The sequence below is a fragment of the Hymenobacter fodinae genome (assembly GCF_004745825.1).
Classification (GTDB): Bacteria; Bacteroidota; Bacteroidia; order Cytophagales; family Hymenobacteraceae; genus Hymenobacter; species Hymenobacter fodinae.
Genome location: NZ_SRLA01000006.1, coordinates 24,749 through 48,767 on the forward strand (window position 1 = coordinate 24,749; position 24,019 = coordinate 48,767).

A 24,019-nucleotide genomic window follows, 5' to 3' on the forward strand; every position below is an offset into this window, starting at 1 on the left:
ATGAGAAAAAGAAGGGGTCTTGGGGGCAGAGCTGGCTTCGCGAAAAAACCAAGACTCTAACCTCCCAAGACCCTAAGACCCCAACCAATTACATTGGCTCGATGAGGAACAATGGCTGGTCGTACTCAACCGGCGAAGCATTTTCCACCATGGCTTTCACGATGCGACCCGACTGCTCGGCCTCGATCTCGTTGAAGAGCTTCATGGCTTCAATGATGCAAATCACTTGGCCTTTCTCTACTAGGTCACCTACCTGCACGAAAGCGGGAGTGTCGGGGCTGCTGCTGCGGTAGAACGTGCCAATCATAGGCGATTTCAGCGCTACGTGGTTGCCGCCACTGGAGGCCTCTGTAGCTGGCGCAGGAGTTGCGGCTGGCGTTGCTGCGGGGGTTGCCGGGGCCGGAGCTGCCGCAGGGGCGGGAGCCGGCGCAGCCGCGGCTGCGGGTGCCGACATGCTCACCACGGGCTTATAGCTGGGCTCGCGCTGCACCGAGATTTTAAATTCCTCTGTCTCGATGTTGACTTTGTTCAGACCAGACTTGGCAATGAAGTCGATCAGTTCCTGTAGTTCTTTGGCTTTCATGGCGGCGGGAGAGGGCTTGCTGGACTGCTTATTTGACTCTTTCGACATAGGAGTAGTCGCTCGTCTTGATGCGAATTTTGGTGTCGGTATCAATAAACAGCGGCACCTGAATGCGGGCCCCCGTTTCCACGATGGCAGGCTTCAGCGTGTTAGTCGCCGTGTCGCCTTTCAAGCCAGGCTCAGTATACGTAACTACAAGCTCAACCGTAGTGGGTAATTCAGCGGTCAGGGGCTGCTCCGTTTCGGCGTGGAAAAGAATGGTAGCTACCTGGCCTTCTTTCATCAGGTCAGCAAACGGAACCATAGCCTCAGGCAGCACCACCTGCTCAAAGGTCTCATTGTCCATGAACGTGTAGCCGTACTCGTCTTTGTACAGGTACTGGTGGGGGCGCTGCTCCACGCGAGCTGTTTCCACTTTCACGCCGGCGTTAAACGTGTTGTCAATCACGCGGCCGGTTTTGATGTTGCGGAGCTTGGTGCGTACGAAGGCCGGGCCTTTGCCGGGCTTCACGTGCTGAAATTCGGTGATGACGTGCAACTCGCCGTTGTAATTCAAAACGAGCCCGTTGCGAAAATCTGCGGTCGTGGCCATGGTGGGAAAGAAAATGTTAAGGGGAAAATCAGACTTAAAGCTGCGGAAACAGTTGAGCTAGGCCTAGATTTTCAACGTTCAGAAAATGAGTAAACAGGGGTGGAAACGCAACGTGCCGCCCCGGAAAGATGGCGGGGCGGCACGTCGGGAGTGCAAGTATAGAGGTTTTCTGGTTTCGCGCCGCCGGAATTACGCGGCGGAAGGGTCAGGCTTGGGGTCGTAGGCCCATTTCAGGTACAAAGAGCCCCACGTAAAGCCGCCTCCAAATGCAGCAATAATTAGGTTGTCGCCTTTACGAAGCTGCTGCTCATAATCAGCCAGACACAGCGGGATGGTGCCGTTGGTGGTATTGCCGTAGCGGTGAATATTCAGCATCACCTTTTCGGGCCCAATGCCTACACGGTTGGCCGTAGCATCAATGATGCGCTTGTTAGCCTGGTGAGGTACCAGCCAATCAATAGTCTCAGCGGTGAGGCCATTACGCTCGGCTACCTGAGCAGCAACATCGGCCATGTTTTTCACGGCAAACTTGAATACAGCCGCGCCTTCCTGGTACACGTAATGTTCGCGCTTAGCCACGGTTTCGGCAGATGGTGGCCGACGCGAGCCACCCGCCTTTTGGTGAAGGTACTGCTCGCCGTTACCATCGGAGTGCAGCTCCTGGTCTAGCAGGCCTAGGCCCTCGGTGTTAGGCTCCAGTAGCACGGCCCCGGCACCATCACCAAAAATGATGCAAGTGGCGCGATCTGTATAGTCGATAATGCTCGACATTTTGTCGGCCCCCACTACTACCACCTTTTTGTAGGTACCCGTAGAAATAAACTGAGAACCGGTAGCTAGAGCGTACATAAAGCCGGAGCAGGCCGCCTGCATGTCAAAGCTAAAGGCTTTGGTGGCGCCAATTGCCGCCGAGATGATGTTGGCAGTTGCCGGAAAAACCAGATCAGGGGTGGTAGTAGCGCAAATGAGCAAGTCAATATCCGAAGCAGCTACGCCGGTTTTTGCCAGCAACTGCTCCACGGCGTTGATGCCCATTACGGAAGTGCCCTGATCTTCACCTTTGAGAATGTGTCGCTCCTGAATCCCGGTTCGGCTCATGATCCACTCGTCGGTCGTATCGACCATAGTTTCGAGTTCCTGATTCGTAAGCACGTAGTCGGGCACGTAAGAGCCCACTCCAGTAATGGCAGCGGTAATCTTCATTAGAGAGGAGACGGAAAAGCGCGGCAAAGAAAAGTCCGGCTCGCGGCCGGACTTTGTCGCTTAGGACTTGAAGGTATTTTTTATCTGGTCGGAGATGCCAGAGCTAGCCATTTGGTAGCCTTGTTGCAACATGTTGCAAATGGCGGTAGGCGTGCTTACTCCGTGCCCGATAATAGCGTTGTCGTTGATGCCCAGGATAGGAGAACCACCCACGGCTTCGTAGTTGAATTTGTTGAAGAACGGGTCATCCAGCATCTGCTTTTCGGCCATGATGTCGTAAATCGACTCGGCCATTTTCAGCATCACGTTGCCCGTGTAGCCGTCGCACACAATAACGTCGGCTTTGTCATTGAACAGGTCACGACCCTCAATGTTGCCAATGAAGTGAATATGGGGGTTCACTTTCAGCAACTGGTGCGTCGCCTGCGTGATGGCGGTACCCTTGCCTTCTTCCTCTCCCAGGTTCATAAGGCCGACTTTAGGCCGGTCGATGCCTAGCACGTACTGGGCGTAGAGAGAGCCAAGCTCCCCGAATTGCTCTAGCATCTCGGGTTTGCACTCCGCATTGGCTCCTACGTCCAGCAAGATTCCTAGGCCACCATGCAGCTTAGGAACGAAGTTAGCAATGGCGGGGCGCATAACGCCGGGTACGGGTTTCACGCTGAACATGGCTCCCACGAGCATAGCACCCGTGTTACCAGCAGAGCAAAAGGCTTCTACTTCTCCGGCGTGCAGCATCCGGTAGCCCACGGCAATACTGGAATCCTGCTTTTGCTGGTAGGCTTTTGCCGGATGCTCCCCCATTTCGATGATCTGCGAAGCAGACACCAAAATCAGGTCTTCGGCGTCGGGGCCGTGTTGCTGAAGCAAAGGGCGAACAGCATCTTCCTGGCCGATGAGCACAATCTGCGCCTTGCCTGCCAGCGCTTTCGCCGCTAGCACAGCACCATCGACGGCAGCCTGAGGGGCGAAATCACCCCCCATTGCGTCCAGGGCTATCTTCATGAAAGAGGTATCAAAGAGGTCCGGGAGAATTCCCTAGGCCACTCTCGTCGCTCGGCTTCTCGCGGTGGCCTAAGCCGAGCCGCCAGAAGCCGAGCAACTACAGGAGCGCATCCGAGGGTAGATAAGCGCTAAGGCTACTATTCTTCGTCGTTGTCGGCAGCAGCAGGAGCCGCTACGGGAGCGTAATCTTTAATGGCAACTTTGCCATTTAGATAAAGGTCGCCGTCAACTACATAGGCTTTGTGACGCAGGTGCAGCTCGCCAGTGTTAGAGCAGATGCTGATAGCCTTGGGGGTCAGCTTATCGTGGGTGCGACGCTTGTCGCGGCGGGTCGAGGATTGGCGGCGCTTAGGATGTGCCATGGGTCAAGAAAAAATTGAGTGTTGAAAGTTATGAGTAAAAGGGTTCAAGCGACCCAGGACGCTTAATTCAGGTTGCGTAGCGCGTTCCAGCGCGGGTCCGTTTCGTCGCTATCATCGTCATCATCTCCTTCCTGACGGGTAGTGAAGATGAGTTTGGCATCGGCATCTGGGTTATCATCGGGCTCATTCTGGAAGCGCGGGTGCAGCTTCTTCATGGGCAGAGCCAGACCGATGTAATCAAACAGGTGCTGAGCGATGGGCAGGGTCTGGGTGTCGGGCGTGATTTGCAGCACGTTATCATCCAATTCCAGGTTCTGGTCGCCGTAGCGCACCAGCAGTTGCTCCTGGGCGTCCACCTCCTGGTCGTACTCATCCAGGCTCCGGTCGCAGATCTGGCGCACGGTGCCATGCAAATCGAAGTCCAGGGTCAGGAGACGGTCGGTTTTGGTAAGCGTCACATCTGCGTGGACCTTGCCATCCGGAATGAGCTGCTGGTCAAACTGCTCAAAAAAGGCACGGTCGAGCTCAAACGCGAAATGATGCGTTTTATCGGCCAGCTTGGCGATATTGAGGTCGTATTGAGAATCCTTTTTCACAGGGGGAGTTTGTAGCAGGGGGCAAAAGTAGAAAGTTTTCCCCGGTATATAAAAGCAGCTGAACGGTAAGAGAAAAGGCTAGGCGTTCTTCAGAATGAAATCTGGTGGAATGCCTAGCCGCTCATATAATCGTTTAGCTAAGTCCAACGTCACACGGCGTTTACCGCTCAAAATCTGCGAAAGACGGCCCGCAGGCACTTCCAGCAGTTGGGCCAGTTCCTTTTGTTTGAGGCGCATTTGCTGACGCTTTAACTCAATCATCTCTGCCAGCGAAGTCGGCAGATTAGGAATTGGCAATAGGCCTAGCTTGCCTTCGTACGTATCCAGCGCCACCACTAATTCCTGAAACTCGGCCTCTAACGTCGCATTTCCCTCAAAGCCAGCAGCTACCAGTGCGTCGAGGCGGCGCAGAGCAGTGCGGTAATCAGCGGGAGTGTGCAGCGTCATGAAAAAGTTAAGAAGAGCAGGAAAGTAGTAAACTGCTGTATAGGGGGGTGCAAATCTACGTAGCTTGTTTTAAAACTGCAAACAAAGTTTCGTTTTTGGAAACAATGTTCTGCTTATGTGTACAGCTTAGTAACAGCAAGAGTTTTAGGTGTGGCCCATAAAACACCAAGGCTAACCGCCCGCATATGAGTGGTTAGCCTTGGTGCTACTAGAAGAGTACAATTACCAGTCTGCTATTCGTAGCGGCTGCTGCGTGGTGCTGGGCCCGGAATCAAGGGCTTAATCTCAGCTAGTGCCCTCCGCTGCTTTACCATATCACAGGCCATATACAGCGCCTCGCGGAAGGAGGTCGGATCAGCTTTGTACTGGCCGGCAATACCGTAAGCGGTGCCGTGGTCAGGTGAAGTGCGGATAACCGGCAGGCCTGCGGTAAAATTCACGCCTCGCTCGAAGGCAATGGTTTTGAACGGAATCAGACCTTGGTCGTGGTAGAGGGAAAGGGTAGCGTCGAACTGACGGAATTGGCGGGTGCCGAAGTAGCCATCGGCCGGGAACGGGCCGTAGGCCAGGTGTCCTTCCTGCTGAAACTGCTGGAGCACGGGGGTTACTACATCTGCCTCTTCGGAGCCTAATAAACCGTTCTCGCCGGCATGTGGGTTGAGGCCTAGCACGGCTACCCGGGGCTTTTCAATGCCGAAGTCCTGCTTCAGGGAGTTGATCAGAATGCGCAGCTTGGTAGTCAAGAGCTCTTGGGTGAGCTTAGCGGGCACATCCTTAAGCGGAATGTGGCCCGTGACGGTGGCCACGCGCAAGTCTTCCGTGGCCAGCAGCATGAGGCTTTCGGGGGCTTCAAAGAAGGTGGTTAGGAACTCAGTGTGGCCGGGGTAGCGAAAGTCGTCCGATTGCGTGTTCTCCTTGCTGATGGGAGCCGTGACGAGGGCGTCGAGCAGGCCGGCTTTCAGGTCGCGGGAAGCGGCGAGCAGGCTTTGGCGGGCCGCAGTGCCGCTGGCCTGGGTGGGCTGGCCGGGCGTAAGGTGAAAATCCTCGTCCCAGCAGGTAACGGCGTTATGCTTGCCGGGAGCAATGTCGGCCGCTTCGCGCACCTGCCGGAAGGTGAGGGGCTCCGCCTGCGGATCAACCGGAAACTCATCAAAGAGCACCGTGGCGGTGCCATAGACTACGGGCGTGCAGAACTTGAGCAGCCGCTGGTCGAGGAAGGTTTTATAGATGATTTCCGGGCCAATGCCGGCCAAGTCGCCGACAGATATACCAATGCGTGGAAGCATTATCAGAAGTTGCTGATGAGAAAAAAGTAAGGAGCGCAAATGCAAAAAGCGGCAGAGTGGCCTAGCCGCTGCCGCGGGCAATGTGTGAACTGCCCCCGACTGGTCTAGGCCACTCCCCGCTAACGGAGCATTACGCTTTGCGCTTCAGGAAGTCGTAAGTGAGGCGCACGGCGGTGCCGGTGCCGCCCTTGCCGCGGTACGAATCGGGGGCAGTGAGGAAGGCCGGACCGGCAATATCAAAGTGTACCCAGGGGTAGCCTTCAATGAAGCGCTCCAGGAACTTGCCCGCCGAAATAGCCCCGGCCTCGGCTTTGCCCAGGTTGGTGATGTCGGCCACGCTGCTCTTGATATGGTCGGCGTACTCATCCCAGAGTGGAAACTCTACCAGACGCTCGTGGGTGCGGTTGCCGGCTTGCTTCAGCTCCGTCAGCACTTGCTCGTCGGCGGTGCCCATGCACACAATGCCTTCAATACCGATGGCGCGGGCTGCGGAGCCGGTGAGGGTGGCGTAGTCCAGCACTAGCTCGGGGTCGTACTTCTTGGCAAAGGCCAGGGCATCAGCCAGAATCAGGCGGCCCTCGGCATCGGTATTCAACACTTCCACCGTCAGGCCGCTGTACATCGTGATGACGTCGCTGGGGGCTAGGGCGGGGCCGCCGGGACGGTTATCGGTGGCGGGCACTAGGCCTATCACGTGCAGCGGTACCTTGTTTTTGGCCAGGGCCGTGAGCACGCCAGTTACCACAGCAGCACCAGCCATGTCGCACTTCATCAGGTCCATGCTGTTGGGCGTAGGCTTCAGGCTGAGGCCGCCCGTATCGAATACTACTCCTTTCCCGACCAGCACGTAGGGCTTGGTGTTGGTGGCTCCCTCCGGCTTGTACTCCATGATAGTGAAGGTAGGGGGCTCGGGGCTGCCCTGATTCACAGCCAGTAGGCCACCCATGCGCAAAGCCTCGATGCGCACAAAGTCCAGAATTTCGGTATGGAAGCCGGCTTCTTCGCCCGCGGCTTCCATCTGGTTAGCTAGCTGGGTGGCGTTAAGATGGCTGTACGGCATGTTCACCAGGTCGCGAGCTAGGTACACGCCTTGCAACACGCCATCCAACTCTTGCACTTTCTCCGCACTAAGCTCGGGGCCCACTAGCGTAAGCAGCTGGAGCGTGGGCAGCTGCTTCGATTTTTCGTCAGTTTTGTAGCCTTCGAACTGATAAGCTGTCAAGGCAATGCCCTCGGCCAGGGGCAGGGCACCGTCCAGCGTCAGGTCATTGATAAAAAGCTCCGGGATTTTATCTTCTTTCAGCTGGGCATGCAGCTTGTGACCTGCTTTGCGCAGAGATTCTGCCGCCAGATCAGCCGTTTTCTTTTCCTCAGCTACCACGTAGTAGTGGTGGTGAGTGTATTGGTTGATGCTGATGAGCTTCTCGCCGGCAGCTAGCTGGTCGCTGACGTATTGGCGCACGGGCTGAGGTAGGTCGGCAGCGGCGCTGATGGGGAGCTCCAGGGTACCGGCGGGCAAAATGAATACAGTATCCGCAAACGAGGGAAAATCGGCGGAGTAGGCAAGGGATAGAGGCATGAGACGAGTCCGTAAGGCCAGTAATGGCGCCTGCTTCTGGCGCGGTAGGCGGAGAAACGGCAGCCACTGGCGTATCTTTGGGCGTGAAGGTAGTCCTTTTGTAGAAGCGAATACAGCTAACCGATAAGTTCGGCGCGTGTTCTAGGCCAGTGGCACTTACCTAGGCCACTAGTTGCATCTGGTTTACGCCCTTCCTCGCCCTTACATGCAGAACATGGATTCCGTTAAAGCCAAAAAACACCTCGGGCAGCACTTTCTCGCTGATCCTAACATTGCCCGCAACATTGTGGAGGCCCTGCGTCTGCCCGATGGCGTAACGGAAGTGCTGGAGATTGGGCCCGGTATGGGCGTGCTCACCGAAACGCTACTGCAACACCCAGAGTACCGCACCTCGGTAGTAGAAATCGACCGGGAGTCGGTGGCCTACTTGCAAAAGCACTTCCCCGCTCTGGGAGACCGGATTTACTCGCAGGACTTCCTGAAGATGGACTTAGGCAAGCTGTACAATAACCAGCCCATTACCATCATCGGGAACTTCCCTTATAACATCAGCAGCCAGATTTACTTCCAGGTGCTGGCCCACCGCCAGCAGGTGCGTGAGTGCGTGGGCATGATTCAGAAGGAAGTAGCCGACCGCCTCGCCGAGGGCCCAGGTAGCAAAACGTATGGCATCCTGAGCGTGCTGCTGCAGGCGTTCTACGATATCGAATACCTGTTCACGGTGCCACCGCACGTGTTCAACCCACCGCCTAAGGTGCAGTCGGCCGTTATTCGCCTGACGCGCAACGCTACCGAGAAGCTGGACTGCGACGAGAAACTGTTCTTTCAGGTGGTGAAGCAGGCCTTCCAGACCCGTCGCAAAACCTTGCGGAATGCTCTGAAGCCCTTCGGGATGCCCGCTGAAACCACTACGGACCCCATCTTCGACAAGCGGGCCGAGCAACTAAGTGTGGCCGACTTTGTTGGATTGACTAAACACGTTGAGCAGCATCGAGTAGTGGCCTAGCATTTGCGGTGGCCGTACTTTTCTGATTAAGCTCTTCCCCTCCACAACCATGTCCCTCTGCCTCGTCATCGACGATATGCACCCCAGCCTGCCGGATATGCTGCAGGAAATTGGCGTGCAATTGCACTACCGGCCCGACTTAAAAGCCGCGGAGGTACCGGCCGCGCTGGCCGCTCACCCGTATGATGGCCTGATGGTCCGCTCGAAACTGCGCATCACAACTGAGTTACTGGCGCACGGGCCTCAGCTCCGTTACGTGTGCCGGGCCGGGGCCGGGGTCGATAACATTGATGAAGAGGCGTTGGCGGCCGCGGGCGTAACGTTGCTCAATGCTCCCGAAGGCAACCGTGATGCGGTGGGAGAATATGCCGTAGGCCTGTTGCTGGCACTGTTCCGCAACATTGTGCGGGCCGATAAGGAGGTGCACGCTGGGCAATGGCGCCGGGAAGCTAACCGGGGCGAGGAAATAGGGGGGAAGACCGTTGGGCTGCTTGGTTACGGACACATGGGTAAGGCATTCGCCAAGCGCCTGCAGGCTTTCGATTGCACCGTACTGGCATACGACCACGACCCGAAGTGCGAAGCCAATCACCACGCCCTGTTGGTAAGTCTGCCGGAGTTGCAAGAGCGGGCCGAGGTGCTGAGCCTGCACATCCCATACTCGCCTGCCAACCACCACTTCGTCAACGCTGAGTTTCTGCAGGCCTTCAAGAACCCCTTGTGGCTGCTGAATACGGCCCGGGGTGAGGTGCTTGACCATGCCGCCCTAGTGCAGGGTTTGCGTGAGGAGCAGATTCGCGGTGCGGCGTTGGATGTGTTGGAAAACGAGAAGCTGGCAACTCTGAACCCAGAGCAGCAAGCGCGCTTTGATTATCTGTCTTCTGCCTCCAATGTCATTCTCTCGCCGCACATCGGAGGCTGGAGCTTCCAATCATATCAACGGATTAATGAGGTACTCGTGCGGAAGCTGAAAGCATTTTTAGGTGCGCAAGGAGTGGCCTAGGCTATATATTTGACGAACAAGAACTGTCATTCTGAGCGCAACAAGGAATCTAGGAAGTGGCCTAGAGGCTAACCCAGATTCCTTGTTGCGCTCGGAATGACAGTTTTTAATTAAACATACCCACTGCGTTTTTACTAGGTAGCGCAGTCTTACCGGTCAGGAACAGGTCAACCTTACGGGCGGCTTCGCGGCCTTCGGAAATGGCCCATACCACCAACGACTGGCCCCGGCGCATGTCGCCGGCTACAAACACATTGGGGATGTTGGTTTGATAAGAGCTTTCGGCGGCGCGCACGTTGCCGCGCTCATCCACCGCTACACCAAGCTGTTCCAGCAAGCCCGCGTATTGGGGCGAGGCAAACCCCACGGCTAGCAATACCAGCTGGCAAGGAATTTCGCGCTCTGAACCCGCAATTTCCTCGAAGCGCAGGCGGCGGCCTAGTACGTCGGTTTCCCAGGTTACGTCCGTTACGAGCAGAGCACGCACCTGGCCTAGCTCGTCGCCGAGGAAGGCCTTGGTGTGAATGCCCCAGTAGCGCTGGCAGCCTTCTTCGTGGGAGGTGCTGGTGCGGAAGATGGCCGGCTCTTGCGGCCACGGCGTGTGGGCGGGCCGCTCGGTGCCGGGCTGGTGCATCATGGCGAACTGTGTGACGGAGCGCGCCTGCTGTCGGTTAGCCGTGCCCACGCAGTCGGAGCCCGTGTCGCCGCTCCCGATTACCACCACGTCTAGGCCAGTCGCCAGCACTTCGTCTTCAGAGAGGGGTAAGCTGCTCACGCGGCGATTGTGCTCGGTAAGGTACGGCATGGCGAAGTGAATACCCTGCAGTTCCCGGCCCGGAATAGGCAAATCGCGCGGGACGGTAGCCCCGCCAGAAAGTATCACTGCGTCGAAGGCCTCTGTTAGCTCAACCCCGGAAATGTCTTTCCCGATTTCGGTATTGCAGCGGAATACTACGCCGTCTTCCTCCAACAACTGAATGCGCCGGTCAATTACCCATTTTTCCAGCTTAAAATCGGGCACACCGTAGCGCAGTAGTCCACCCGGCCGATCATCGCGCTCAAATACTGTTACGGAATGGCCAGCTTTGGTGAGCTGAGCGGCGGCGGCCAAGCCAGCTGGCCCCGAGCCCACTACTGCCACCATCTTCCCCGACTTCAGCACCGGTGCTGTGGGCTGCACGTAGCCCTTAACAAACGCAATTTCGATGATGTGTTTCTCAATTTCCTCAATTGCCACCGGCGCCCGATTAATACTCAGCACGCACGCCGACTCGCAGGGCGCAGGACAGATGCGGCCCGTAAACTCCGGGAAGTTGTTAGTGGAGGATAGAATGCGGTAGGCCTCTTCCCAGTCTTGCTGGTACACGGCGTCGTTGAACTCCGGGATGATATTACCCAGAGGGCAGCCCGAATGGCAGAACGGAATGCCACAGTCCATGCAGCGGGCCGCTTGTTTGGTCAGTTGGTCCTCCGAGAACATGCCCACAAACTCACGGTTGTGCGCCACACGCTCCTGCGGAGCAGCCTTGGCTGGCAACTCCCGCTCAAATTCTTTGAATCCGGTGATATGTCCCATGGGTATCATCAATCTTGTTTGCCTGTCATGTCGAGCTTGTCGAGACATCTCACGTGCTGACGGTGTGGTGGTAAGGTAACCAGACGGTGCGCGCGAGATGTCTCGACAAGCTCGACATGACGTTTCAATTTGGTTTGCCAGGCCATTACCGTTCGGCCGGCTCGTACTGCGCTGCTTGGAGCACCTTCTTGTATTCCGAGGGGAAGACCTTCACGAAGTGGCTGGTTTCTTCATGCCAGTTGCCGAGCAGATAGACGGCCAACTGGCTGCCGGTGAGCTGCTGGTGCTTACGCAGGAGAGCCTGAATTTGAGCTTCATCGTCGAGGTCGAGCGGGTCTAGCTCGACCATTTCGAGGTTGCAGTTGTCGCGGAAGGTGCCTTCGGGGTCGTATACCCAGGCGATGCCGCCGCTCATGCCCGCTGCGAAGTTGCGGCCGGTTTTGCCCAGAATGAGGGCGCGGCCGCCGGTCATGTATTCGCAGCCATGGTCGCCGACGCCTTCCACCACGGCCGTAGCGCCGGAGTTACGCACCGCAAACCGCTCCCCGGCCTGCCCCCGCACGAACAGCTCACCGGAAGTGGCACCGTACAGCGCCACGTTGCCGATAATGATGTTCTGCTCCGGCACAAAATGGCCGTTAGGAGCCGGGTAAATGGCCAGCTGAGCGCCCGATAGGCCCTTGCCCACGTAGTCGTTGGCTTCACCTTCCAGCGCAAACGAAAGTCCTTTGGCGCAGAACGCCCCGAAGCTCTGGCCCGCCGAACCGCGGAACGTGTAATTGATGGTGTTGTCGGGGAGGCCGGGGCCGTGGTAGCGCTTGGCAATTTCGTTGGACAGCAGCGTGCCAATGGTGCGGTCGGTGTTGCGGACTTCGAAGGAAGCAAACACCGGAATTCGTTCTTCCAGCGCCGGTTGGGCGTGATGGAGCAGTTGCCAGTCGAGGATGTTTTCTAGACCATGGTCCTGCTGCTCGCTATTGTAGAGCGTGCCCTTGGAGGGGTTGGCCACGGCCTGCAGTAAGTCGGAAAGGTCCAGGGTGCGGGCCTTCCAGTGCGTGATATCCTCGCGCACTTTCAAGAACTGTGTGCGGCCCACCATTTCATTTACCGTCCGGAAGCCCAGTTCGGCCATGATTTCGCGTAGCTCTTCAGCTAAAAAGCGGAACAGGTTCACGATGTGCTCCGGCTGGCCCGTGAACAGCTTGCGCAGCTCGGGGTCTTGAGTAGCCACGCCCACGGGGCAGGTATTAAGGTGGCACTTGCGCATCAGGATGCAGCCGCCCGCAATGAGGGCGGCGGTGGCCACCCCCCATTCTTCAGCGCCCAATAGAGCTGCCACGGCCAAGTCGCGGCCGGTTTTAATCTGCCCATCAGCCTGCAGCACTACGCGGCTGCGCAGCTGGTTACGCACCAGGGTTTGATGAGCTTCCGCTAGGCCTAGCTCCCAGGGCAAACCCGCGTGCTTGATGGAGCTCATGGGTGAAGCACCGGTGCCGCCGTCATAGCCCGCAATCAGAATAACATCGGCGTGGGCCTTGGCAACCCCGGCGGCAATGGTGCCCACCCCGGCCTTGCTCACCAGCTTCACGTTGATGCGAGCAGCGCGGTTAGCGTTTTTCAGGTCGAAGATGAGCTGGGCCAAGTCTTCAATGGAATAGATATCGTGGTGGGGCGGGGGCGAGATGAGGCCTACGCCGGGGGTGGCATGGCGCACTTTGGCAATCCACTCGTCTACCTTATGGCCGGGAAGTTGGCCGCCCTCGCCGGGCTTAGCTCCCTGGGCCATTTTGATTTGCAGCTCGTCAGCGTTGGTGAGGTAGTGGGCCGTGACGCCAAAGCGGGCCGAGGCTATCTGCTTAATGGCCGAGCGCATAGAATCGCCGTTGGGCAGGTGCTCGTAGCGCATGGGGTCCTCGCCGCCCTCGCCGGTGTTGCTCTTGCCCCCAATGCGGTTCATGGCAATGGCCAGGGTGCTGTGCGCCTCGTGCGAAATCGAACCAAAGGACATAGCCCCGGTAGCAAACCGCTTCATAATGCTTTCGGCGGGCTCTACTTCCTCCAGGGCAATGGCTGGGCGGTGGTGGGCAAAGTCGAGCAGGCCGCGTAGGGTAAACATGCGCTCGGGCTGCTCATTGAGCAAGCGGGCGTACCGCTGGTATACCTCGTAGTTGCCCGTACGCGTAGCGTGCTGAAGCAGGTGCACGGTTTCGGGGTTGAACATGTGGGCCTCACCGCGGCGGCGCCACTGGTAAACTCCTCCTTCCGGCAGAAGCTGCTGCTCTTCCTGAGTGCTAGTTTTGAACCCCTGAAACTGCTTGTATAAGGTTTCGCGTGCAATTTCATCAAGGCCTAGGCCACCAATGCGCGTTACAGCTCCGGTGAAATATTGGTCTACTACCTCCTGGTTGAGGCCCAGAATCTCGAACACCTGCGCGCCGTGGTACGACTGCAGCGTGGAGATGCCCATCTTCGAGAAGATCTTCAGTAGCCCGTCACACACCGCCTTGATGTAGTTCTTGGCGAGTTGCGGGTAATCCTGAGAAGTGTTGAACTGGCCCCCCGCGTGCATGGTCTGCACCGTGGAGAGGGCCAAATAGGGGTTGATGGCCGTGGCCCCAAAGGCTAGCAAACAGGCAAAATGATGTACTTCCCATACGTCGCCGGCCTCCACTACCAGGCCTACGGAGCCGCGGTATCCTTTCCGGATCAGGTGGTGATGCACGGCAGATACCGCCAGCAGCGACGGAATTGGCGCGTGCTTGGAGTCCAGGCCACGGTCCGACAAGATTAATACCTCAAACCCATCATTCACCGCATCCTCGGCGTAGCGGCACAGGCGGTCGAGGCCGGCTGCCAGGGAGCCGGGCTTGCCGTCGGCTTTGAAGTAGGAAAGCAGCGTCTTGGCGTTGAACATGCCCGTGTCGATGCTGCGTAGCTTTTCCAACTCGTGGTTGGTGAGAATGGGCTGGTGCAGGGCTACGCAATGGCAATGCATTTTATCCTCATCGAGAATATTGCCGTTGTTGCCGATGAAGGTGGCCAGGCTCATCACCAGCCGCTCCCGAATGGGGTCGATAGGTGGGTTGGTTACCTGCGCAAAGAACTGCTTGAAGTAGCTGCTCAGATGCTGGGGCTGGTCGGAAAGTACGGCCAGGGGCACGTCTACACCCATGGAGCCGATGGGCTCCTTACCCTCTAGCGCCATGGGCGTGATGAGCGTGTCAATATCTTCGCGGGTGTAGCCAAACACCTGGTGGTACTTGAATACGGCGTCGGCGGCGAGGTCGGAGAACACCTGCCGGGGCTCGGGTAGCTCCTCCAGCCGTATCTGGTACTCATCGAGCCACTGGCCGTAGGGCTGCCGGGCGGCGGCTTGGGCCTTCAATTCTTCATCGGTAATAATCTGGCCGGCTACAGTGTCGAGCAGCAGCATCTTGCCGGGCTGCAGGCGGCCTTTCTTCTCCACAATGGAGTCGGGGATGGTGAGTACCCCGGTTTCGGAGGCCACCATTACGCGCCCATCGTTGGTGACGATATAGCGCAGGGGCCGCAGGCCGTTGCGGTCGAGCATGGCACCCAGCATTTGGCCATCGGTAAACAGCAGCGCCGCCGGGCCGTCCCAAGGCGCCATAAACGTGGCGTGGAACTCGTAGAAAGCCTTTTTCAGCGGGTCCATCTGGGTGTTGCCGTCCCAGGCTTCGGGCACCAGCATCATCATCACGTGCGGCAACGAGCGGCCCGAGTGCAGCAGAATCTCTACGATATTATCGAGGCAGGCGGAGTCAGACTGATGGCTGTCGATAACCGGCAGGAGCATGTCCATTTCCTCCGCCGAGAAGTACGGCGACACGTAGCTGCGCACCCCGGCATAAAACCAGTTCAGGTTACCCCGCAGCGTATTTATCTCGCCATTATGCGCCAGCAACCGGAAGGGCTGTGCCAACCGCCACGATGGAAACGTGTTGGTAGAGAAGCGCGAGTGCACCATGCCAAAGCCCGAGGTCACGCGCTCATCCGATAAATCGGGGAAGTAGCCGCGCACCTGATAGGTGGTCAGCTGGCCTTTATAGACAATGACTTTGCAGGAGAGCGAGGCAAAGTAAAAATCCTCGGCTGCGTCGGGCACTTGCTCCTGCACCAGCTTGGTGATATAGCGCCGCAGCACATACAGCTTGCGCTCAAAATCTTCGGTAGTGGCTAGGCCAGTGGGGCGCGCCACAAATACCTGCTCAATGCTAGGTTCGGCGGCAAGTGCCGTGGGGCCAATGCCCACCGGATTAACCGGCACCGGTCGGTAACCTAATATGGAGAGGCCTAGCGTATCACCGGCGGCCTTAACTACGGCCCTGCAAGCTGCTTGCGCTGTAGCGTCTTTGGGCAGAAACAGCATGCCTATACCGTAATGTCCGGGCTCGGGCAGCCGGATGTTGAGGGCCGTGCACTCTTCCAGCAGAAACCAATGGGGGAGCTGCAGCAGCAGGCCCGCTCCGTCGCCCGAGTCGGAGTCGCAGCCACAGGCGCCGCGGTGCTCCATGTTTTCGAGCATGGTGAGGGCATCCGTAATAATCTGGTGCGATTTGCGGCCGTTGAGGTCGGCAATAAACCCCGTACCACAGGCATCATGTTCGAACTCGGGGCGGTAGAGGCCCTGCGGGTTGTCGGGTGTCATCGGAAAGTGGCGTCGTGGTTGGAGAGGAAGTCGACTCGGCGCAGCAGGCCGAATTAGCAAGATATTCCTCCCGGCTAGGCTACCACGTGGCTCTAGGCCACTCTTACGATTTTCAAACGTTGCTGTAAGTGTATGATTTATTTAGTAAATAATTGACTTACTGATATTTAAGATGCTGCTGATTGTGTTCTCGACTACACTGTCAGATGCAGCGAAAAACGCTCAGTAATTAGTCAGTCGCCCCGTAATGCAATGCTACATGTAATAGAGAGGGCGACATGAAACTGTCGAAACTCTTTTTTGAAGCGTTGCCAGCAGCAGCTCAGCACCAGCAGTTGCTGGCACAGAGGAGTAAGGCATCAGTTCAGACCACATCTTGCTGGCTCCTTGAGCTTCAGTTCCTTCTTTCTCTTGGCGCAGTAGGCGCGGCTGCGGTAGGGGAGTCTGCGTGGGGGAAGTAGCAGGAGGGAAGGATACGGAACGGGTTCGGAATTCGAGGATCTGACAAGCAAGCCTCACCAAGGGGCCTAGACAAATCCAACCACATTTCGTATATTTGCCTAAACCTGTTCGGGGAGAACGGCCAGCCATGCTGGCCGTTCTCCTTGTTTTTTGAGCTTACCATCACCCCACCATGTCTACTATCAACTACTATACTCCGGAAGGTCTTCAGAAGCTGAAGGATGAGCTACAGGACCTCAAAATCCGTGGCCGGGCCAAGGCCGCTGACGACCTGCGTGAAGCCCGCGACAAAGGCGACCTGAGCGAAAATGCGGAGTACGACGCGGCCAAGGAAGCCCAAGGGTTGCTTGAACTCAAGATTTCCAAACTAGAGGAAATCGTGGGCAACGCCCGCATCCTCGACGAATCAAACCTGGACACCAGCAAGGTGCTCATCATGAGCAAGGTGAAGCTGAAGAACCTGAAGAATAACATGGTTCTCGACTACACTCTGGTAGCAGAAGAGGAAGCCAACCTGGCCGCCGGCAAAATCTCGGTGAAATCACCCATCGGCAAAGGCCTGCTGGGCAAATCGGCTGGCGACACCGCCGAAATTACGGTGCCCGCTGGTAAGCTGCAGTTTGAAATTCTGGAAATCAGCCGGTAACGGTGAAGTTGTGAAGGGTGAAATGGCGAAGTAGTCATTTTACCGCTTTCTGCTTTTGGAAAGGGCGAAGCCACCGGCTTCGCCCTTTTGCGTTTTGCCTCGTACTTTGGAGCGCTAGGCCACTCCCCGCCTGCGCAAGGCCGTATACTGGCCTAGCGTTGAGGTTTCAGCCCTTTTCAACTGGAAAGTCCAAACGCCTGCAACCCTAGTATCTCAACCTGACCTTTTCTCTACTTCACAACTTCACCATATGCCCTCCATCTTCTCCCGCATCGTTTCCGGCGAGCTGCCTGCTTACAAGGTGGCCGAAGACGAGCAACACTTAGCCTTTCTGGACATTACGCCGCTAGTGGAAGGCCACACCTTAGTTATTCCGAAGAAAGAGGTCGACTATATTTTTGATTTGCCTCCGGCCGAGCTGGCAGCCCTGCACCAGTTTGCCCAGCGCGTAGCCAAGGGCGTGCAGGCGGCCGTGCCGTGCCGGCGCATTGGGGTGGCCGTGATAGGCCTAGAGGTGCCCCACGCCCACATCCACCTCATTCCGATGAACAACGTGTCGGACATGAACTTTGCTAACCCCAAAATCAAGGTGGCGGAAGCGCGTATGAAGGAACTGGCCGCTGCCATCAGCGCCCAGGTGCCCGGTGCCACCGGGGCAGCTCGGGTAGCTGCGCTAGATACTAAGGGAGGCCGCGAAACTGAGGAAGCTAACGAGCCAACTGCTTCTGCTACTTCCACCGCAGCCCCCAATGCCGCACTAGGCCAGTTGCAGCAGCTCACCAAGGGGCTGTATTTTGTAAGTGAGTCGGATGCGCCGCTGGAAGCCGTGAGCTTTCCCGCACCCAGCGGTAGCCTGACTGATGCGGAGCTGGCGAAGCTCGCCGGGCAACCTGCCGATACGAAAGTGGAGAAGCAGGAGCTGACTTATTTCCTGCGCAACCATACCGCCGACAAAGGCGTGCTTGGCGATGCTGCGCTGGCTAACCGTTTCAAGGCTCTGCAGATGTTCCTGAAGCAAGAGCTCGAAGATGTGCAGGTCTACCGCTTCGGCAGCGGCCCCCAGGTGCCAGTACTAGCCTTCGGCAAAACGGAGGATGGCAAACTGGCCGGCTTTAAAACCGTGCTGACGGAAACCTAGGCCACCGGGCCCAAAAGCCAGAAGGCGCAGAATCAGTTCTGCGCCTTCTGGCTTTTGAAACTTCAGGTCGCTGCAGGGCCTGACTCAGCATCGGGCTCCACGTGGGGAATGTTGTCAATCTTGCGGCCCCGGAATTTAGGCCGAAGCTGGTTTTCGCGCTCAAACACCTGCATGAGCACAATGAAGTAGGAGAGCAGCAGCGGGCCTAGCACCAGGCCCAGAATGCCGAAAATCTCCACCCCGAGCACCACACCTGCCAGGGTAATGAGCGGATGAATATTACCCATGCGCTTGGCTAGCACAATGCGCAATAGGTTGTCGATGTTCATGATGACAATCAGTCCCACCAGTAGAATCCCGACGCCCTGCCCCGTATGACCTTGGGTGAGCTTCAGAATGGCCGCTGGGCCCCAGACCAAGGGCGTGCCGAGTACCGGAATGAATGCCAAGAAAAAGGCTACCACGCCCCAGAACAGCGCATCTGGAACCTGGAACACCCATAAGGCTAGGCCAGTAAGCGTGGCCTGCACCAGTGAGATGAGCGCTTGCCCGAGCACATTGGCATTCACCGTGTTTTTTAAAGACTCACCCAGCTCATGCAGAGTGCTGGTACGAAATGGCAGGTAGCGACGCAGTCCGCGCAAAAAGCCCGCTTCCTGTGTAAACATGAAGTAAAGCGTGAACAACATCAGGCCAATAACCACGGCGAAATGCAGCAGGCCACTCGCCAATGAAGGCAGCCGCTGGCTGATCCAGCTCACACTCTGCTGCAGCAGTGAGCGTACGTTTTGCTCAGTAGTAAACCGGTAACCCGTTTTCTGCTCAATGGTGTGCAGTACGGTCATAATCTGGCTGGTATCTTGACCGTAATGCCGGATGCGGTCAACCAGCATCAAGCTCAGCGCAGAAAAGGGCAGGATTATAACGACAAAGGCAAATACCAGCAGCCCGATGGTGACGGCTTGGCGGTTCCAGCCGCGGCGGTGAACCAAGGCCTTAAACCACGGCCGGAACACCACAAACAGAATACCCGCACCCAGGAAAGCAGTGGTATAGCTTCCTAGCCCGAGCAAAATGAGCGTAGCCAGCCCCACCAGGCACAAGATTAGCAGCACGTATTGCTGCCGCGGGGTATAGATATTGTCGGAGGGAGCAACGGGCATGGGCAGTCGGAATGCGGTGAAGCGTAAAAATACGGATAAGATAGTCCGACTGCTATATAAGAGCCAGTTACTCGACGCTAGCTTTCCGGGCCAGGGCTGCTACGGCTAGGCCCATGACGGCAATTAGGGCGAAGGAAACGCGCAGGCTCGTGATGCCAGCCACCAAGCCAATGAGAGGCGGCCCCAGCAAAAACCCAGCGAAGCCCACCGTAGAAACCGCCGCCAGTGCCACGCCCGGGGACATGGTTTTGGAGCGCCCCGCCGCCCCGTACACCAGCGGCACTACTGAGGATACCCCCAGCCCCACCAGCATAAAGCCCACGGTGGCCGGCAGCACGCTCGGGAAAATCACCGCCAAAGCCAGGCCGATGGCCTCCAGCAGTCCACTTAGCATGAGGGTGCGCTGGCGGCCGAAACGGTCGGTGAACCAGTCGGCAATGAAGCGTCCGGCGGCCATGGTGCTCATAAAGGCGGCAAATCCTACGCCCACCACATCCTGGTTGGCGTGCAAAACCTTCCCGAAGTACACCCCGCTCCAGTCGAACATGGTGCCTTCGCAGAGCAGAGAGCAAAACGCCAACACGCCCAGCAGCAGCAACGACTTATCGGGCAGCACAAAAATGGGGGCATCGGCTTCGCGGGGGGCATCGGCGGGCAGCAGGTAGGGACGCACCAGTACTACCCCGGCAATGATAACGCCCGTAATCAGCAGAAAATGGTGCAGGGGCGATACGTTATGCGAAATCATAAAGGTGCCAATGGCTGCCCCCGCGAAACCAGCCAGGCTCCAGAGCCCGTGGAAACTCGCCATAATGGACTTGCCATATACGGCCTCCACGCCCACAGCCTGAGTATTAATGCTGATGTTAGCCATATTGCTGGCCAGCCCAAATACCACCAGCGCCACCATCAGTAGGGGCGTAGAACTGGCTAGTCCCAGCAAGGGTAGGAAGGCTGCGTATAGAAACAAGCCAAGTACTGTAAGCAGGCGGCTCCCGTGGCGGGCCACCAACCAGCCCGATAACGGCAAAGACACCAGGGAGCCAAACGGAACGGCCAGTAGCACCCCGCCCAGCTCGGTATCGGAGAGGCCTAGCTGTTGCTGCACCGTTGGGATGCGGGCCGCCCAGGTAGAAAAGCACAAGCCCTGCAGAAAAAAGGCGGCCGCCACCGCCAGCCGGTAGGTGCGGCGGGGGTGCACTAAGTCAGAGCCAGGGGAGTAAGTCAGCATAGCAAAAGGCAACAGCGAAATCGGACAGCAAAAAAATACCCATCCGGGCCCGGCAACAGGGCAAGATGGGTGGGAGTAACGGAAAAGAGGCAAGGCGGTGGGGCCGCGCCCGCAAAGATCAGCAAAAGAGACCAGAACCGCTTGCCGATGGTTGTACGCTAGGCCAGATGTACGGTAGGGCAGGGCGGAAGTTAGCCGCAGGGCCAACACGTTTTAGCAAACAGCGCTACTACTGCCGATTTGAGTGAGGAAGCAAAATGGATTTTTATTGTGAGCGAAATAAGGCACAACGTGCGTAGCAATGGCCAGCGACGCCCGGCAAAAACTTATAATGGGCCCGTAGGTTATGGTCTCGACAGTTCGAGGGTTTCTGGTATTGATTCTCTCAAACTGTTAGGCTTTAACGCGTTTCCCACCCTCTCTCGACCAAATGAAATCGACCTTTATACTTGCGGCCGCGCTGCTAGCCTCGGCGGCTCAGGCAACAGCCCAAACCGCAGCCCCCGCCTCGCGCGTTGCCCCCGACCAAATCACCACCAAGCAGGGCCCGCTTACGGTGCAGCCCATCACGCACGGTAGCGTAGTGCTTACCTGGAGTGGGAAGACTATCTACGTAGACCCTTACGGAGGCGGCGAAGCCTACACTGGGTTAGCCGCACCCGACGTGGTACTAATCACCGATATCCACGGTGACCACCTCGACCCCAAAACGCTGGCCAGCCTCCCCGTAAGCAAAGCCCTCATGATAGTGCCCCCGGCTGTAGCGGAGAAGCTGCCGGCTGAATACAAGGGGCGGGTGCGCGTGCTCAGCAACGGTCAGCAGCTCGACACGCTGGGCATGCACGTGGCCGCTATTCCGATGTATAACCTGCCCGAAGCCCCCGATGCTATGCACCCCAAAGGTCGAGGCAATGGCTACGTACTAGGCCTGGGCGGCAAAAACGTGTATTTCTCCGGTGATACCGAGGACATTGCTGAAATGCGCGCCCTGAAGAACATTGACGTGGCCTTCGTGTGCATGAACCTGCCCTATACCATGGATGTGCAGCAGGCTGCGCAAGGCGTGCTGGCGTTCAAACCGGGCATTGTGTACCCGTACCACTACCGCGGCCAGAACGGCTTGAGCGATGTGGCTGCCTTCAAAAAGACCGTAAACACGGCCAACAAGAAGATTGATGTGCGGCTACGCAACTGGTACTCAGCAGCCAAGTAACCTCCCTGATGTACTTTGCAAAACCTGCCCGCTGAGAAACTGATTTGGCTGGCAGGCTTTAAACGACTAGGCCCCTGTAAACTGCCAGTTCAACAGTTACAGGGGCCTAGCTATGTTAAGGGGTAGGCTACAGGAGTACGGTGCCTGTTGGCACACAACCCGTCGTATTAGCGTACAGAGCCGGTGTCTACCTGGGCTTCTAGTTTGTCTTGCATGGGTAGGGGGAGTTTGCTAAGCAGGTCTAGGCCAGTAGCGGCTTCAATAGCATCCACGCTTACCCGGTACTGGCTCCACTCGGGGCTGACAGACTGATCGTTGGGTGTATCTACCGCTAGTATGCGGGCCTGGCCGGAGGCTATGCGCTGCAAGTCATTAGAGCCTTCGGGCAGTATCACCAGTACCTTCCACACGCGGGCCGGCACCGTTACGCGGCCCTGGTCGATGGTGGTAACGCGGCCGTTCTGGCCGGTGCCGCCCTTGCCGTAGCTGCCCATCAGCACGTACACCTCCTGGCCCTGTTTCACCTGGTTGCGCGTCCATTCTTCTAGGCCACTCCAGGTGCGCTGGTTGTTGTTGCCGGCCTGCGGAATCATGTTGGTCATCAGGAAGGTGGCCGAGTTGTCGTCGAGGTCCGTGGAGCGGTCGGCGGAGGGGCAGTTGTGGCCGCGGTCGAAGCCCGAGCCGCTGTAGCTGCGGGGCGTCACTTGGTAGAACTGGCGGGGCAGGGCGGGGTCGGGCCGGAAATCATCTTGGCGCGGGGCCGAGCCCATCCAGGCCCGGTTGAGGTGCCAGCTTACCCAGGTGGGCGTGCCGCGCTGGGCGTTGTAGCCCACTACGTACTGAGGCTTTACCAGCAGGTAGTTGGAGGGGTTGTTGACATCGGGGGTGGCGCCGCTAGGGTTGCCCAGAGCCATGTTATCATCGCGGCCCGATACTACTGCCGAGGCCCGCGCCGTAGTGGCCGGGGGCAGGCTAGAAGAAGTGGGAGCAGGGCTGCTGGCCGGGGCAGTTGTAGAGGGTGCCCCCACCACGGAGCCGCCCGCCACATTCGCGCCGTTGGCCCCCGTCAGGGTTATATCATCAATGTTAAGCCGGCCCTTGCCACCGTCAGTCTTGCGGATTTCCAGGCGCAACGGACCAGCCGCGCCGCCCTGAAACGTAGTGACCACCAGCCGCGGGCCCTGGGCTTTCACGGGCTGCCCAATGCGGCGGTACGTGCGCCCCCCGTCAATGCTGCCCCACAACTCCCACGTGCTGGCGGGGTCAGTGCCATAGGCCGCGCTGGTTACCTTAATAACCTGCACGCCCCGTGGGGCGTCGAAGTTCATGCGCAGCCGCCCTTGGTCGCGCAGGCGAGCCGCCTGCTGACCGTTCTTGTGGTCTTGGTCGGAAGAACCAATCAGGGCATCTTCAAAATGCCACGAGCCCGAAGCTAAGTTTTCATCTCCGGTAGCGTAGGCGCCCTTTTGAGCCGTTTCAAACGTCTCGGGGAAGCGGCCGGGGCTTTGCGCGGCCGTGCCCGCCGACTGCACCGGAATGGCCGGCGGACCGCTGAGGTCAGAAGTTGGCTGGCGAGTGGTTTCGGGAGAATTTTGAGAACAGCCTAGGGAGGTTAGGCTCAGCAGGAGGCCCGAGAGGACAACAGGGGAGATGCGGCGCATAAACGGCGGGTGAGTTTCTGGGGCGAATGTAGCAGAAGCCACGCAGGCACGCTAGGCCACTCCGCAGGCTTCTGAGGTGCAGGCTCGCCGTTGTTACTTGCCCGTGCGTTTGACTGCGGCTTCTTTGGCCTGCTTCATCTTCACCGTAAGGGGCAAGCTGGTCATGGCCAGAATGGCGTTATCGGCGCTCCAGGAAGCGTAGGAGAGACCTACTTGCTGGCCCTGCCACTTACAGCTGAAGCCCTCCATCTTGCCGGGGCCATACACTTGTTGGAAGGTGGGCAATACCTGCTGGGCGTGTTCAGTGCCCTTCACAATGATTGTGACGGCCGCAAACTGACCTCGGAAGAACTTATAGTGAATTCGATACGCTGAGAACTGGCCTAGCCGCAGGTCCTCGTCGGTGCGCTCATAGATCTTCTCGTCGCCGTTATCCTGCACCAGGTGTAAATGCAAGGCGTCGGTGAGGGGCGTGCCGAAGCGGATACCCCGGAAGCCGTTGCTTTCATCGAGCCGGCGCACTGAGCCAGGCTCCTGCGCCGATAACGACAAGGGCAACGCCAGTAGCAGCGGATACAGAAATTTCATGCGTAGGTAG

20 protein-coding genes are annotated in these 24,019 nt (G+C 57.8%); 5 read left to right on the forward strand and 15 right to left on the reverse strand.

All coding sequences use genetic code 11. From position 1 onward, the window contains the following. Positions 1–88: 88 nt before the first annotated feature. From accB to EU556_RS22600, 9 genes are all read right to left on the reverse strand, one after another. The gene (gene accB / locus EU556_RS22560; RefSeq protein ID WP_135436767.1) at positions 89–583 is read right to left on the reverse strand and encodes an acetyl-CoA carboxylase biotin carboxyl carrier protein; all 495 of its coding nucleotides are present in this window, start codon (positions 581–583) and stop codon (positions 89–91) included. Positions 584–611: 28 nt separating this feature from the next. Continuing rightward, the gene (gene efp, locus EU556_RS22565; protein ID WP_135436512.1) at positions 612–1,175 is read right to left on the reverse strand and encodes an elongation factor P; all 564 of its coding nucleotides are present in this window, start codon (positions 1,173–1,175) and stop codon (positions 612–614) included. Between the two features lie 189 nt (positions 1,176–1,364). Then, positions 1,365–2,378 (reverse strand): beta-ketoacyl-ACP synthase III, encoded by a 1,014-nt coding sequence (locus tag EU556_RS22570; protein ID WP_135436513.1) that lies wholly within the window; start codon positions 2,376–2,378, stop codon positions 1,365–1,367. Between the two features lie 60 nt (positions 2,379–2,438). Then, positions 2,439–3,383: a phosphate acyltransferase PlsX gene (gene plsX / locus EU556_RS22575; RefSeq protein ID WP_135436514.1), complete on the reverse strand. Its 945-nt coding sequence runs from the start codon at positions 3,381–3,383 to the stop codon at positions 2,439–2,441. Between the two features lie 137 nt (positions 3,384–3,520). Beyond that, positions 3,521–3,745 carry a 50S ribosomal protein L32 gene (rpmF, locus tag EU556_RS22580; RefSeq protein ID WP_135436515.1) on the reverse strand — a complete coding sequence of 75 codons (225 nt, stop codon included), beginning with the start codon at positions 3,743–3,745 and terminating at the stop codon, positions 3,521–3,523. Positions 3,746–3,807: 62 nt separating this feature from the next. Next, positions 3,808–4,341 carry a YceD family protein gene (locus EU556_RS22585; protein ID WP_135436516.1) on the reverse strand — a complete coding sequence of 178 codons (534 nt, stop codon included), beginning with the start codon at positions 4,339–4,341 and terminating at the stop codon, positions 3,808–3,810. A gap of 78 nt (positions 4,342–4,419) precedes the next feature. After that, complete coding sequence (locus EU556_RS22590; RefSeq protein WP_135436517.1) at positions 4,420–4,788, reverse strand: helix-turn-helix domain-containing protein; 369 nt, start codon at positions 4,786–4,788, stop codon at positions 4,420–4,422. Positions 4,789–5,021: 233 nt separating this feature from the next. Further along, positions 5,022–6,074, reverse strand: coding sequence for a 4-hydroxythreonine-4-phosphate dehydrogenase PdxA (gene pdxA, locus EU556_RS22595; protein ID WP_135436518.1), 1,053 nt, complete (start codon positions 6,072–6,074; stop codon positions 5,022–5,024). Positions 6,075–6,204: 130 nt separating this feature from the next. Beyond that, the gene (locus tag EU556_RS22600; RefSeq protein WP_135436519.1) at positions 6,205–7,653 is read right to left on the reverse strand and encodes a leucyl aminopeptidase family protein; all 1,449 of its coding nucleotides are present in this window, start codon (positions 7,651–7,653) and stop codon (positions 6,205–6,207) included. A gap of 214 nt (positions 7,654–7,867) precedes the next feature. Between EU556_RS22600 and rsmA the strand changes: the two genes are divergently transcribed. Further along, positions 7,868–8,659, forward strand: a complete 792-nt coding sequence (gene rsmA, locus EU556_RS22605) for a 16S rRNA (adenine(1518)-N(6)/adenine(1519)-N(6))-dimethyltransferase RsmA (RefSeq protein WP_135436520.1) — start codon at positions 7,868–7,870, stop codon at positions 8,657–8,659. 49 nt (positions 8,660–8,708) lie between these two features. Beyond that, on the forward strand, positions 8,709–9,662 hold the full coding sequence (locus tag EU556_RS22610) for an NAD(P)-dependent oxidoreductase (protein WP_135436521.1): 954 nt from the start codon (positions 8,709–8,711) through the stop codon (positions 9,660–9,662). Positions 9,663–9,768: 106 nt separating this feature from the next. Here EU556_RS22610 and EU556_RS22615 read toward each other — a convergent pair whose 3' ends face one another. Then, positions 9,769–11,238, reverse strand: coding sequence for a glutamate synthase subunit beta (locus tag EU556_RS22615; protein ID WP_135436522.1), 1,470 nt, complete (start codon positions 11,236–11,238; stop codon positions 9,769–9,771). 145 nt (positions 11,239–11,383) lie between these two features. Beyond that, positions 11,384–15,907 carry a glutamate synthase large subunit gene (gene gltB, locus EU556_RS22620; protein ID WP_135436523.1) on the reverse strand — a complete coding sequence of 1,508 codons (4,524 nt, stop codon included), beginning with the start codon at positions 15,905–15,907 and terminating at the stop codon, positions 11,384–11,386. A 634-nt stretch (positions 15,908–16,541) separates the two neighbouring features. Here gltB and greA point away from each other — a divergent pair. Further along, positions 16,542–17,015 carry a transcription elongation factor GreA gene (gene greA / locus EU556_RS22625; RefSeq protein ID WP_135436524.1) on the forward strand — a complete coding sequence of 158 codons (474 nt, stop codon included), beginning with the start codon at positions 16,542–16,544 and terminating at the stop codon, positions 17,013–17,015. A 250-nt stretch (positions 17,016–17,265) separates the two neighbouring features. Beyond that, a complete protein-coding gene (locus EU556_RS26790) occupies positions 17,266–18,153 on the forward strand; it encodes a nuclease A inhibitor family protein (RefSeq protein ID WP_167855691.1) in 888 nt (295 codons plus the stop codon). A gap of 62 nt (positions 18,154–18,215) precedes the next feature. Here the strand turns inward: EU556_RS26790 and EU556_RS22635 are convergent, their stop codons facing one another. Then, positions 18,216–19,316, reverse strand: coding sequence for an AI-2E family transporter (locus tag EU556_RS22635; protein WP_135436525.1), 1,101 nt, complete (start codon positions 19,314–19,316; stop codon positions 18,216–18,218). Positions 19,317–19,383: 67 nt separating this feature from the next. Continuing rightward, entirely contained in the window at positions 19,384–20,547 is a 1,164-nt protein-coding gene (locus tag EU556_RS22640) for an MFS transporter (protein WP_135436526.1), read from the reverse strand. Positions 20,548–20,977: 430 nt separating this feature from the next. Between EU556_RS22640 and EU556_RS22645 the strand changes: the two genes are divergently transcribed. Further along, positions 20,978–21,760 carry an MBL fold metallo-hydrolase gene (locus EU556_RS22645; RefSeq protein ID WP_135436527.1) on the forward strand — a complete coding sequence of 261 codons (783 nt, stop codon included), beginning with the start codon at positions 20,978–20,980 and terminating at the stop codon, positions 21,758–21,760. A gap of 167 nt (positions 21,761–21,927) precedes the next feature. Here EU556_RS22645 and EU556_RS26575 read toward each other — a convergent pair whose 3' ends face one another. Beyond that, positions 21,928–23,421 (reverse strand): DNA/RNA non-specific endonuclease, encoded by a 1,494-nt coding sequence (locus EU556_RS26575; protein WP_135436528.1) that lies wholly within the window; start codon positions 23,419–23,421, stop codon positions 21,928–21,930. A 93-nt stretch (positions 23,422–23,514) separates the two neighbouring features. Then, on the reverse strand, positions 23,515–24,009 hold the full coding sequence (locus EU556_RS22655) for a hypothetical protein (protein WP_135436529.1): 495 nt from the start codon (positions 24,007–24,009) through the stop codon (positions 23,515–23,517). Positions 24,010–24,019: the final 10 nt, after the last annotated feature.